Here is a 12,323-nt window from a genome sequence, read left to right on the forward strand (position 1 = left end):
TCTCCCCTTGCTCGCGTCGGCGTCGCGCGGTCACCCGTGCAATATGCCAAGACAGTTGTCCCCTCGGCCACTTTCCCCGGCTCACTCGGTGACCGGGACGGTGTCCCGCGGGGTGTTCGCGCGGGTGCGGACCGCCCGGATGTCGTCGGGGCGGCGCAGGGCCCGGGAGACGGCGCCGATCTCCCGGAGCAGTTCGGTGGTGTCGGACCCGCCGGTGCCGTCGCCCGGCGGCGCGGTCCGCCCGGCCTCGACGGCGTCCAGGACGGCCACCGCGGCGGCCAGCGCCCTGCCCCGGTCCGGCGGGTGCCCGAGGGCGAGCGCGGCGTCGTACGAGCGGCGGCGCAGGTCCTCGTCGATGCCGCGGGCCAGGGGCAGCAGGGTGTCGCGGATGAACGTCTCGCGGCGGGTCAGGCGCAGTTCCGGGCTGGCGCGCAGCACGAACCGGGTGCCGTGGCCCGCGGCCGTGCGCATCAGGGCGTACAGGGGCCGCAGTTCGCGGTGGGCGAGCCGGACCCGCCACCGCTCGTGCAGGTACTGCCCGGCGTGCGGCAGGATGAAGCCGACCGCGATGAGCACGGCCGACGCACAGGCCATGGCCGGGGCCACGTCGGTGTTGAGCCGGTCCAGGTCGTTGCCGGTCCAGCGGGCCACGACGGCGGTGAGTTTGGCCGCGTCGAAGAGCAGGTTCATCGCGTAGCCGACGCCCAGGAACTTCAGTCCCCAGCGCAGCCAGGCGTCGAGGCCGTCGGTGCGGATCCAGTTCCAGATCAGCCGGGACGTGATGAGCACGGCCGTGGTGTGCGCGAGCAGGTAGAGCAGGATCTCCTCGCGCATGAACGGGGTGGTGGCGTAGTAGGTGTCGAGGTCCCGCAGCCGCTCCACGGGGGCGTCCGCGAGGGCGAACAGCACCCACAGGGCGACGATCACACCGGAGTAGACCGAGACGACCCAGCGGGTGGCGCGGCGGGTCGCGGCCGAGCGGTCGGACAGGCCGTTGCGCCAGGCGATGATCAGCAGCAGGCAGGAGCCGCAGAACGCGGTCAGCAGGGAGTACACCCAGGGCGCGGAGATGTTCGGCACGCCGGTGAGCCGGTTGACCCGGGCGATCGTCGAGGGCGCGACAAAGACGAACACCGCGCAGGCGAGCAGCAGCAGGCCGCCGACCGCGCGCAGCATCGGGTCGGCCCAGAAGCGGATGATCGTGGGCACTTTGATCGCCAGGGCGGCAGCGAGGACGGTGGCCGGTATCCACCAGAAGTCCGTGTAGAACTCGCTGAGGATCGCGACGTCCATCGCTCCACCTTCTCACCGCCCGTCCGAGGCCCTCCGACACTACGCGTCCGCAACTGCCCGCGTCAGGCGATCCGGCGACCGCTGATCAGCACGGAACGACCACAGCTGATCGAAAGTCCTGCGCAACCCATTGACGCGCACGCCGCATGACTTTACGGTCCCGTTCGAAGTTACGAGCGGCATTCGAAATCTCGAACGTACGGTACATGGTCGTGATCGGTCTCCCGAGCACGAACGGACAGATGGGGCAGGGCATGGGACGACCTGGCCTGAATCGCAGGCAACTGCTCGCCGGCATCGGCGGGCTGACGGTCGCTGGAAGTTTCGGCTTCGCGGCGCTCGGGACCGGAGCCGACGCGCTCGCCTCCGGAGCGGACACCCGTGTGCGCTACTGGAACCTCTTCAGCGGCGGCGACGGCGCCAACATGATCACGATGCTGGACTCCTTCCGCAAGGACAACCCCGGCATCGACGTGAAGGACTCCACCCTCCAGTGGGGCAACCCCTTCTACACCAAGCTCGCCATGGCGGCCGCGGGCAACCGCGCCCCCGAACTCGGCGTGATGCACCTCGGCCGCGTCACCGGCTTCTCGCCGGGCCGCCTCCTGGACCCCTGGGACCTCGGCCTGCTCGCCGAGTACGGCGTCAACGAGGCCGACTTCAACCCGGCGCTGTGGAAGCGCGCCGTCATCGACGGCAAGCTCTACGCCCTGCCCCTCGACATCCACGTCCAGCTCTGCTTCTACCGCAAGGACGTGCTGAAGAAGGCGGACCTGCTCGGCGACGACGGCCGGATGGTCCCGGTGACCTCCACCACCGAGTGGTTCGACGCGCTGAAGAAGGCGAAGAAGGCCCAGAAGAAGGGCCTGCAGACCATCGGCCTGTGGACCAACGACCAGAACTTCCAGTGGTGGTTCTTCGTCACCTTCTACACCCAGCTCGGCGGCACCTGGTTCAACGCCGCCAACACCGAGGTCACCTTCGACACCGACAAGGCCACCCAGGTCCTGGAGTTCCTCCGCCGGCACGTCACCGACGGCTACGTCATCCCCGGCGCGCCCACCGGTGAACAGTTCGTCAACGGCGCCCCGTTCACCTGGGAGGGCAACTGGTCGGTGCCGGTCTTCTCCGGCGCCGGGCTGGACTACGGCGCGATGCCGCTGCCGCCCGTCTTCGGCCGGCAGGCCACCCACGCCGAGTCCCACGCCTTCGTCCTGCCGCACCAGGCGGGCCGCGGCGGCGCCGCCAACGAGGCCGCCCACCGCCTGGCCGCCTACGTCGTCAAGCACGCCCAGCAGTGGGCGGCCGGCGGCCACATCCCCGCCTACACGCCGACCCTGTCCACGGACGCGTACAAGAACCTCTCCCCGCAGAACGAGTACGTGAGCGCCATGGACCACCAGGCCACCGAGCCGAAGGTGTGGTTCGCGGGCTCCACCGGCGTCCTCGCCCAGGACCTCGGCCCCGTCGTCGTCTCCTCGACGACGGGCTCCGCCAAGCCCGACGCGGTCGCCCGCCGGATGAAGTCCCGGCTGACCACGCTGCTCGCCTCGAAGAACCCGATGGACGGCACGACCGCCGCGCAGGGAGGTGCGGTCGCATGACCACGACCAGCCCCGAGACCGTCGTCGTACCCGCGCGGGCCAGGGCCGCGGCCGCCGGCGCGACCGTCCGCCGCAAGCAGGGCTTCCAGCACGGAGGGTGGTTCGTCGCCCCGTTCCTCGCCGTGTTCGCCCTGTTCGTGATCTGGCCGCTCCTGCGCGGCCTCTACCTCAGCTTCACGGACGCCAACATCTCCGGCGAGGGCGCCGGCTTCGTCGGCCTCGACAACTACCGCGAGGCGCTGAAGGACTCGGCGATGTGGGACGCGCTCGGCCACAGCGCGTACTTCACGGTCCTCGTCGTCCCCTGCATCACCGTCCTCGCCTTCCTCCTCGCGATGCTCGCCCACCACATCGAGCGCGCGAAGTGGCTGTGGCGGCTGTGCTTCTTCGCCCCCTTCCTGCTGCCCTCCACCGTCGCCGCCAACATGTGGCAGTGGCTGTTCACCCAGGGCATCGGCCTGTTCAACCAGACCCTCGGGCTCGACACCCCCTGGCTGACCGACAAGTCGTACGCCATGCCCGCCATCGTCATCCAGACCCTGTGGTGGACGGTCGGCTTCTCCTTCCTGCTCTACCTCGCCGCGCTCCAGGGCATCCCGGGCCACCTATACGAGGCCGCCAAGCTCGACGGCGCCAACGCCTGGCACCGGATGATCCACATCACCCTGCCGATGCTGCGCAACATCACGGGCCTCGTCGTCGCCCTGCAGATCCTGGCCTCGCTCCAGCTCTTCGACCAGGCCGTCGTGATGATGGACTTCAGCCCGGGGCCCGAGCTGAGCACCCGCTCCTTCGTGCAGTACACCCTCGAACAGGGCTTCACCAGCTACCGCGTGGGCTACGCCTCCGCGATGTCCATCATCTTCTTCGTGATCATCGCAGTCGTCGCCCTGGCACGGATGTGGCTGCTGCGCACCCGTGAGGAGGGCGCCCGATGAGCAGCACCCCGATGAGCACCACCCGGACACGGCTCAGGCCCCGCCGTTCCTGGACACCCGGCCAGATCGTGCTGACCCTGCTCGGCGCCGCCGTCTCCGCCGTCTTCGTGGCGCCGATCGCGGCCGCCCTGCTCACCTCGCTCAAGTCCGAGGCCGAGGCCGCCGAGATCCCGCCGCACTGGGTGCCCGAGGTCTGGACCGGCCAGGCGTGGAAGGCGCTCTTCGACACCGGAAACATCACCAACTGGTTCGTGAACTCGCTCGTCGTCTCCGTCTGCGTCACGGTCGTCGTGCTCACCGTGAGCGCGCTCGCCGGATACGGTTTCGCCCGCACCGAGTTCAAGGGCAAGTCCGTTCTGATGGCCGTCGTCATGGCGGGCCTGATGATCTCCCCGGCCGTGCTCGGCGTCCCCCTGTTCACCACCGTCCAGCAGATGGGGATGGTCGACACCTACTGGGGCATGATCCTGCCGCAGTGCGCGCCCGCCGCGATGGTCTTCATCCTCTACAAGTTCTTCCAGGGCATCCCGCGCGAGATGGAGGAGGCCGCCTTCATCGACGGCGCGGGCCGCTGGCGGGTCTTCTTCACGATCATCCTGCCGCTGTCGCGCCCCTCGCTCGCCGCGGTCGGCATCTTCACCTTCATCAGCTCCTGGAACAACTTCCTGTGGCCGTACATGGTGACCAACAACCCCGACCTGATGACCATGCCGAACGGCATCGCGACCGTCATGAACTCCTACGGCATCCAGTGGGCCCAGCTCATGGCCGGCGGCCTCATGGCGGGACTGCCCCTGATCATCGTCTTCGTCTTCTTCCAGCGCCAGATCGTGGCGGGTGTCGCGCACACCGGCCTCGCCGGCCAGTGACCGTCCCACAGGAGCCCGCCGCATGAGACGCCGCAGACTCGCCACCCTGCTCTCCGCCGCCGTCCTGGCCTTTCTCCCGGCCACCGCACAGGCGGACACCGCCCACCCCGACCCCCAGCCGGTCACCGGCCAGCAGATCATCCACGACCCGACCGTCATCCGCCTGAAGTCCGGCGGCTACGTCGCCTACTCGACCGGCGGCGTCATCGGCGCCCGCACCTCCCGGGACCGCGTCCACTGGGACGACGCGGGCAACGCCTTCGCGACGCCCCCGAGCTGGTGGTACGAGTACAACGACACCGGCGACCCCTGGGCCCCCGACATCTCCTACCGGGCCGGCAGGTACTGGCTGTACTACGCCGTCTCCTCCTGGGGCACCAACCACTCCGCGATCGGCGTGGCCACCTCCCCGACCGGCCTGCCCGGCACCTGGACCGACCACGGCAAGGTCTTCACCTCCGAGACGACCGACACCTGGAACGCCATCGACCCGGCCGTCGTCCGCGCCGACGGCAAACTGTGGATGGCCTTCGGCTCGTACTGGACCGGTATCCGCATGGTCGAGCTCGACCCGGGGACGGGCAAGGCGATCGAAGGCGCCACGGTCCACCACCTGGCCACCCGCCCGGACGAGCCGTACGCCGTCGAGGGCCCGGAGATCGTCAGGCACGGCCGCTACTACTACCTGTTCGCCTCCTACGACGCGTGCTGCTCGGGCGTGAACTCCACGTACAAGATCCGCGTCGGCCGATCGGCATCGGTGACGGGCCCGTACGTCGACAGCACGGGCAAGCCGATGCTCGCGGGCGGCGGCGACCTGCTCCTCGCCGGCCACGGCCGGTACGTGGGCACCGGCGGCCAGTCCGTCTTCGAGGACGGGGGCCGGGACGTACTGGCGTACCACTACTACGACGCGGAGGACGAGGGCACGCCCAAGCTGGGCCTGAACATCCTGCGCTGGACGAAGAACGGCTGGCCGACAGTCGGTTAGACACGACCCCCCTGGAAAGAAGCCCCGGAAAGGAAAAGATGCGCACCGCCCGCTTCACCCTCGACCCCGCCTTCACCGTCGGCGAGGTCAACCCCCGCCTCTTCGGCTCCTTCGTGGAACACCTCGGCCGCTGCGTGTACACCGGCATCTACGAGCCCGGCCACCCCACCGCGGACGACGCCGGCCTCCGCCAGGACGTGCTGGAGCTGGTGCGGGAACTCGGCGTCACCGCCATCCGCTACCCCGGCGGCAACTTCGTCTCCGGCTACAAGTGGGAGGACTCGGTCGGCCCCGTCGAGGACCGCCCCCGCCGCCTGGACCTGGCCTGGCGCTCCACGGAGACCAACCGCTTCGGCCTCTCCGAGTACATCGCGTTCCTGAAGAAGATCGGCCCGCAGGCCGAGCCGATGATGGCGGTCAACCTCGGCACGCGGGGCGTCGCCGAGGCCCTGGAACTCCAGGAGTACGCCAACCACCCCTCCGGCACGGCCCTGTCCGACCTGCGCGTCGAGCACGGCGACAAGGACCCCTTCGGCATCCGGCTGTGGTGCCTCGGCAACGAGATGGACGGCCCCTGGCAGACCGGCCACAAGACCGCCGAGGAGTACGGCCGCCTCGCCGCCGAGACCGCCCGCGCCATGCGCCAGATCGACCCGGGCCTCGAACTCGTCGCCTGCGGCTCCTCCGGCCAGTCCATGCCCACCTTCGCCGAATGGGAGGCGAAGGTCCTCCAGGAGACCTACGACCTGGTCGACTACATCTCCCTGCACGCCTACTACGAGCCGCTCGACGGCGACGTCGACTCCTTCCTCGCCTCCGCCGTGGACATGGAGTCGTTCATCGAGAACGTCGTCGCCACCTGCGACCACATCGGCGCCCGCCTGAAGTCCAAGAAGCGGATCAACCTCTCCTTCGACGAGTGGAACGTCTGGTACCTGTCCCGTACCGACGCCGAGGTCAGCGCCCTGGACTGGCCCGAGGCACCGCGGCTGCTGGAGGACAACTACAGCGTCACCGACGCCGTCGTCTTCGGCTCGCTCCTCATCGCCCTGCTCCGGCACGCCGACCGCGTCACCGTCGCCTGCCTCGCCCAGCTCGTCAACGTCATCGCCCCGATCATGACCGAGCCGGGCGGCCCGGCCTGGCGCCAGACGACGTTCTTCCCGTTCGCCCAGGCGTCGAAGTACGGCCGGGGCGAGGTCCTCGACGTCCGCGTGGACTCACCGACGTACGAGACGAAGAAGTACGGCGAGGCCGACCTGCTGCACGCCACCGCCGTGCGCGCCGAGGACGGCACGGTCACCGTCTTCGCCGTCAACCGCTCCCGCACCGAACCGCTGCCGCTCGACGTCGCCCTGAGCGGCCTCGACCTCACCGAGGTCGTCGAGCACAGCGCCCTCGCGGACGCCGACCCCGATGCCCGCAACACCCTCGCCGAACCGGAGCGGGTCGTCCCGCACGCGGTCGAAGGCACGGCCCTGAAGGACGGCGGCCTCACCGCCGTCCTGGAGCCGCTGTCCTGGAACGTGATCCGGCTGCGCTGACCTCACCCGCGGCCGGGGGAGGCCACCGGTTCCACCGGCACCCCTCCGGCCGCGGCGCCCAGCAGCGTCAGCCGCACCGTCCCCGGCCCCGAGGGCGTGCCGCCGTCGGCCAGGACCGCCAGGGCCAGGGTGTTGGCGGCGGCACGGGTGCGCAGGATGCCGTTCGGCAGGACGAAGGTGTGCTGCGGGCCGCCGTCGTTGACGTACTGGCCCAGGTTCCAGCCGTTCAGGAAGACCTGCACGCGGTAGGCGCGGGCCGGGTCGTCGTCGAGGAGCAGTCCGACGGAGGCGTCGACGTCCGCCGGGACGTCCAGCCGGAAGGCGGTCCGGTACCAGGTCACGCCCTGGCGCCGGTCCGCCCGCGGGAACGACGCCGGCTCCCAGCGGGCGTCGTCGTACCCGGGCAGATGCCAGCCCTTCCGTTCCCCGTACAGCCCGCCGTCGTTCAGCGGCCCGCGCACCGGATCGGGCGCGGACTGCCCCTGCAGGCGCCAGCGGACGCCGGGCGCGGCCCCCTCGAAGGCGGCGGAGACCAGCCCGCGCGCCGCCTTGTGGGTGTCGCGCGTGCCGGCGTCCTGGTCGTGCTGGGTGCGCCGGACCAGGACGGACAGGACGAGCGCGGCACCGCCGTCCGGCCTCTCGCGCAGCTTCCTGCGCAGCCGCTTGGGCAGCCGGAAGCGGGCCTCGGCCGTCCACGTGCCCTCGCCCGCCCGGCCGGCCCCGTCCGGCGCGGGCATCCGGTGCGTGCCCAGGGGCTCTCCGTCCAGCCAGGCCATCAGCAGCCCGTGCGCCCCCGTGGCGTACGAGAGGGACACCGACTCCAGGCCCGAGGCGCCGGTGAGGTGCCCCCGGTACCAGACGTCGCCGTAGTGGAAGCCGTAGTCGTCGGCGAACAGCACGGGCCGCCCCTCGGGCACGCGGGTCGTGCTGTGCGACGCCGTGCGGTCGGCGACCGTCCACCCCGAGTCGTCGAAGTCCGGCTCCGACTCCGGGTTCTCCGTCCGGCGCCGCCAGCCGTCCAGCGCCGGCAGCACCAGCTCGGGCACGCCGGGCAGCGACCAGGTGCTCAGCAGGCTTCCGGCCCGGCTGACCGTCGTCGTCACCGCGTCGCCGTTCCAGGTGATGTCCGTGATGCCGCGCGGCGCCCACACCTCCAGCCCGGTCTCCTCGACCGTGTCGCCGGTGAGCCGCACCGTGGAGCCGTGCAGGGAGACGTCCCGCAGCAGCGCCGGGCCGTGCACGAGGACCTTGCCCGACGGGGTCTCGTACGGCCACAGCCGCAGGGAGGTGGCGTCGTCGGCGAAGAGCAGCAGCAGCTCCCGGTCGGACCCGCCGTCCCGGATCCGCACCCGGGTCAGCCCGTCCACCCCGAGCGGCACGGTCACGTGCAGCTTGCCGTGGTCGTACGCCCAGGCGGCCTCCTCGTCCAGCCGGGTGGGCCACGGCTCCCTCGGGCAGTCCAGCACGACGTGCGCCGTCTCGCCGGCCCGGCCCGTGAACACGGCGAAGTCCTGCCGCCCGATGCTCAGGAACATCATGGGCTGCACGGTGGCGTACGCCAGTTTCCGCCCCGCGCCCAGGTCGAACCCGGTGGCGAGCAGCCGGGCGTCCCGGGCCGGGAGGGTGACCGGCACGTCGGTCCCGTCCAGCCGCAGCGTCGAGGACACCTCGCCGGCGGAGCCGTTGCTCAGCACGTACACGTGGGTGCCGGTGTCCGGGTTGGTCAGGTGTCGCACCCGGATCCGGGCGTCCGAGGCCCTGACCGGCGCCGCCTCCTCCAGCCTGGTGAAGTCGGGCACGTGCCGCAGCAGGTGCCCCAGCTGGTGCAGCGGGGCGAGCGCGGCCGTCGGGTTGCGTCCCTCGCCGATCGCCGCCCCGGAGCCGTAGGACGCCGTGGGTGCGGACGGCGCGGCCAGCCAGCCCCACGAGGTGCCGCCGAACGCCATGCGGACGTTGTGCAGCGTGACCCCGTCCGCGAGCCGGGCCAGATGCGCCCGCCGCTCCTCGGCCCCGGTCCGCGCCCCGGCCACCTCCCCCCAGACCACCGGGGAGTCGCCGTGCAGGACGGGTACGTCGATGCCGTCCGCGCGGACCTTCTCGTACACGTGGGCCAGGTCGGCCCGCCGGGGTGCGTCGACCCGGTAGAGCAGGACCGTGCCGGTGCCCTTGGTGTACAGGTGCCGGGCGGCGATGGCGTCGACCCGGGTCAGCCACTCGTCGGCGTGCCGCAGATACGCCGGGTCCGTCGTCCGGGCCCGGCCCCCGGCGGCCGTCAGCCAGCCGGGGAGGCCGCCGGCGTCGACGTCCGCGCCGATGTACGGGCCGGGCCGCAGGATCACGTACAGGCCGGTCTCCGCGGCCGTGCGCAGGAACAGGTCCAGGTCCCGCACGCCGGTGAAGTCGTAGCGGCCCGGCGCGGGGGAGTGGAGGTTCCAGGCGACGGGCACGCTGACCGCGTTGTAGCCGTGGGCGCGCATCTTCTGCAGCACGTCCCGCCACAGGGACGGGCTCGGCAACCGGAAGGGGTGCAGCTCCCCGGACCACAGCACCAGGCGTCTGCCGTCGACCAGGGGCGAGTGCCGGTCGAAGCCGACCCGGTGCGGCACCCCGTCGGCGCGCGGCGGCCCGGGCGGCGGGCCGGTGGGCACGGGACGGGGCGCGCCGGCCCCGGCCGCCGCCCCGCTGCTCCCGCTGCCGCCGAGCGCGAGGCCGAGGACGGCCGTGCCGGCGAGGGCGCTGAATGCTCGTCTGCTGAGCGTGCTGAGCTCCAAGGGAGCCTCTCCTGTTGCCTGTACTTCCGGTGCCGCCGCGTGCGCCGGGTCACCTGTGCCGGGCCATTGTCCCAGCGGACCCCACAATGGTCGGTATGAGGATCTCGGCGCGGGCGGACTACGCGGTACGGGCGGTGCTGGAACTCGCCGTCCGGCAGGGCGACTGCCCGGTCAAGGCGGAGGCCGTCGCCGCCGCGCAGGACATTCCGTACAAATTTCTGGAGGGTATCCTCGGCGACCTCCGGCGCGGGGGAGTCGTCGAGAGCCGGCGCGGCGGGGGCGGCGGCTACCGGCTGGCCCGCGCACCGGAGCGGATCACGGTGGCGGACGTCATCCGCGCGGTGGACGGCCCGATCGTGTCCGTGCGGGGCGAGCGGCCGACCGGCCTGTCCTACACCGGCAGCGCACAGCCCCTGCTGCCCCTGTGGATCGCGCTGCGCGCCAATGTCCGCCGGGTCCTGGAGGGCGTCACGATCGCGGACCTGGCGTCCGACGCCCTCCCGGAGACGGTACGGGAGCTGGCGGCGGAGCCGACGGCCTGGGAGAACCCGTAGGAGCGCGGTCGCGGGATCACGACCCGCTCGGCCGGCACAGCAGTGGCTCGTCGAGTTCGGCGCAGGGGCGGTGGCCCCGGGAGCGGAGGATGTCCTTGCCGACCTCGTTCGCGAGGTAGCGCAGGAATCCCGCGGCGATCGAGTCCGCCGGCGGCTCCCCGTAGGTGTAGGCGATCTCGGTCTGCCAGTACGGGTAGGCGCCCTCGTCGGCGCCCTCCAGGGTCGCCGGGTAGCCGTCGATGCGGACCAGCTGGACGTCCTCGTGGGCGGTGGCGGCACCGACCTCGCTGTGCCCGAGGGCCCCGGGGGTCGAGGCGACCGTGTCCAGCAGGGTCGGGGTGTCGGCGACCTCGCAGCGGCCCGGTGTCTTCGCGTCGAGGCTGCGGCAGTCGCTCGCCGTGACCGCGAGCAGGGGTTCGCCGTCCAGCACCTGCTGCTGGAGCGTGGTCCGGGTGCCGGAGCCGGGGTTGCGGCTGACGAGCTGGACGGGCAGGTCGTTGCCCCTGACCTGCTTCCAGTTGGTGATGTCCCCGGCGTAGATGCGCCTGACCTGGTCCAGGGACAGGTCACGGACCCCCGCGTCCTTGTTCACGACGAGGGTGAACAGGGACAGGGCGACGGGCCGGGGCAGCAGTTGCGGACGGCCGTCGGACTTCGGCCCGTCGCTGAACGACAGCCGGTTGCCGAGCCCCTGGCCGTCCGCCGCCTTCGCCTTCTCGCCCGCCGCGGCGAGCGTGTCCAGCCCCGCGACGCTGCCCTGGAAGGAGTCGCCGGTCAGCGGTATCTCGGCGTCCGTGCAGGTCTTCGTGTACTGCTTGGCGGCGGCCTCCAGCACCGGCCGGAACGCGGTGGAGCCCGACAGGTACAGCGTCCCCTTGGCGCAGTCCAGCGGCGCGGCCGCCCGGACGGCGTCGTCGCGGGCGAAGGCGGACACGGACTGGGCGGCGCTCACCAGGACCAGGACGGCGAGCAGCCAGCGCACCGGCCGTGAGGCGAAGGGGTAGTACTCGGTCTTCTTGATGGTCCCGCCGCGCACCCCGCCGACGACGCCCGCGGTGACCTCGGGGTCGGGGAAGTCGGCGTCGGTGAAGCCCGGGACGCGGTCCAGCACCGCCAGGACCTTGTAGTGGGCCCTGCGGTTGAGCTTCACCTTGGGCAGGGTGATGACGCCGTCCGTGGAGCCGAGGCCCGGCGTTCCCGGTGCGAAGAAGTCGCGCAGCACGGTGTGGCTGCACTCCGTCACGACCATGCCGACCACGCGCCGGCCCGGGAACGCCACCCGTATGCCCACCGGGTCGTTGGCGGGGGCCACGTAGTCGTCCTCGACGATCGGGGTCCAGCCGACGTTCTCGATGCGCAGCAGGACGACCGACGGGTCGCCCAGGTGCGCGCCGTCCCACTGCATCCGCTGGAGCACCCCGGCCTCGGGGCCGGAGGAGGAGGCCGAGTCGCGGGCGCTGGTGTCCATCTGCACCCGGTAGCCGAGCCGCTTGCGGCCGGCCAGGAAGAACTCCCACAGGGCCGCGGCCACGGGCACGGCGAGGCCGAGCACGGCGATCACGGACTCCCAGGAGACACCGGACATGACCCACTCCCGAGGCAGGACGGAGGCTGGACGGGGAGGCCATGGTGGCCAAGGACGGGGGTGTCCGGCGGTGGATGCGCGGACCTTCCGTCCGAATTCACCGGTGTGTCACCTGTGGCACGTGGTGTTTTCCGGACGTTGGTTGCCTTTGCTGTGCGGGCTGTTGACGCGCAA

9 protein-coding genes are annotated in these 12,323 nt (G+C 71.7%); 6 read left to right on the forward strand and 3 right to left on the reverse strand.

Annotated features, from left to right (window positions below; all coding sequences use genetic code 11):
- Nucleotides 1-81 precede the first annotated feature (81 nt).
- A complete protein-coding gene (locus H0H10_RS00440; protein WP_188178757.1) occupies nt 82-1,293 on the reverse strand; it encodes an MAB_1171c family putative transporter in 1,212 nt (403 codons plus the stop codon).
- Nucleotides 1,294-1,547: 254 nt separating this feature from the next.
- On the opposite strand from H0H10_RS00440, the gene H0H10_RS00445 reads away from it, so the two are divergent.
- Genes H0H10_RS00445 through arfA form a run of 5 tightly spaced genes read left to right on the forward strand, consistent with a single transcriptional unit; the run spans nt 1,548 to nt 7,239 of the window.
- The gene (locus H0H10_RS00445) at nt 1,548-2,897 is read left to right on the forward strand and encodes an extracellular solute-binding protein (RefSeq protein WP_188178758.1); all 1,350 of its coding nucleotides are present in this window, start codon (nt 1,548-1,550) and stop codon (nt 2,895-2,897) included.
- Nucleotides 2,894-3,835, forward strand: a complete 942-nt coding sequence (locus H0H10_RS00450; protein WP_188178759.1) for a carbohydrate ABC transporter permease — start codon at nt 2,894-2,896, stop codon at nt 3,833-3,835. Before H0H10_RS00445 ends, H0H10_RS00450 begins: the two co-directional genes overlap by 4 nt.
- An 11-nt stretch (nt 3,836-3,846) precedes the next feature.
- Nucleotides 3,847-4,704, forward strand: a complete 858-nt coding sequence (locus tag H0H10_RS00455; RefSeq protein ID WP_373566779.1) for a carbohydrate ABC transporter permease — start codon at nt 3,847-3,849, stop codon at nt 4,702-4,704.
- Nucleotides 4,705-4,726: 22 nt separating this feature from the next.
- Nucleotides 4,727-5,695, forward strand: coding sequence for an arabinan endo-1,5-alpha-L-arabinosidase (locus tag H0H10_RS00460; RefSeq protein ID WP_188178761.1), 969 nt, complete (start codon nt 4,727-4,729; stop codon nt 5,693-5,695).
- 38 nt (nt 5,696-5,733) lie between these two features.
- Entirely contained in the window at nt 5,734-7,239 is a 1,506-nt protein-coding gene (arfA, locus tag H0H10_RS00465) for an arabinosylfuranosidase ArfA (RefSeq protein WP_188178762.1), read from the forward strand.
- 2 nt (nt 7,240-7,241) lie between these two features.
- Here arfA and H0H10_RS00470 read toward each other — a convergent pair whose 3' ends face one another.
- Nucleotides 7,242-10,010, reverse strand: coding sequence for a glycoside hydrolase family 35 protein (locus tag H0H10_RS00470; protein ID WP_188178763.1), 2,769 nt, complete (start codon nt 10,008-10,010; stop codon nt 7,242-7,244).
- Nucleotides 10,011-10,105: 95 nt separating this feature from the next.
- Here H0H10_RS00470 and H0H10_RS00475 point away from each other — a divergent pair, with 95 nt between their 5' ends.
- Nucleotides 10,106-10,564 (forward strand): RrF2 family transcriptional regulator, encoded by a 459-nt coding sequence (locus tag H0H10_RS00475; protein WP_188178764.1) that lies wholly within the window; start codon nt 10,106-10,108, stop codon nt 10,562-10,564.
- 16 nt (nt 10,565-10,580) lie between these two features.
- Here the strand turns inward: H0H10_RS00475 and H0H10_RS00480 are convergent, their stop codons facing one another.
- Entirely contained in the window at nt 10,581-12,149 is a 1,569-nt protein-coding gene (locus tag H0H10_RS00480; RefSeq protein WP_188178765.1) for a PstS family phosphate ABC transporter substrate-binding protein, read from the reverse strand.
- Between the last annotated feature and the right edge of the window lie 174 nt (nt 12,150-12,323).

The sequence above is a fragment of the Streptomyces griseicoloratus genome (assembly GCF_014534645.1).
Taxonomy (GTDB): domain Bacteria; phylum Actinomycetota; class Actinomycetes; order Streptomycetales; family Streptomycetaceae; genus Streptomyces; species Streptomyces griseicoloratus.

Excerpts from the sequence above, each read along its gene's own strand:
- H0H10_RS00440 (WP_188178757.1), bottom strand. The coding sequence starts at position 1,293 with ATGGACGTCGCGATCCTCAGCGAGTTCTACACGGACTTCTGGTGGATA.
- H0H10_RS00475 (WP_188178764.1), top strand. The coding sequence starts at position 10,106 with ATGAGGATCTCGGCGCGGGCGGACTACGCGGTACGGGCGGTGCTGGAA.
- H0H10_RS00450 (WP_188178759.1), top strand. The coding sequence starts at position 2,894 with ATGACCACGACCAGCCCCGAGACCGTCGTCGTACCCGCGCGGGCCAGG.
- H0H10_RS00455 (WP_373566779.1), top strand. The coding sequence starts at position 3,847 with ATGAGCACCACCCGGACACGGCTCAGGCCCCGCCGTTCCTGGACACCC.
- H0H10_RS00445 (WP_188178758.1), top strand. The coding sequence starts at position 1,548 with ATGGGACGACCTGGCCTGAATCGCAGGCAACTGCTCGCCGGCATCGGC.
- H0H10_RS00480 (WP_188178765.1), bottom strand. The coding sequence starts at position 12,149 with ATGTCCGGTGTCTCCTGGGAGTCCGTGATCGCCGTGCTCGGCCTCGCC.
- arfA (WP_188178762.1), top strand. The coding sequence starts at position 5,734 with ATGCGCACCGCCCGCTTCACCCTCGACCCCGCCTTCACCGTCGGCGAG.
- H0H10_RS00460 (WP_188178761.1), top strand. The coding sequence starts at position 4,727 with ATGAGACGCCGCAGACTCGCCACCCTGCTCTCCGCCGCCGTCCTGGCC.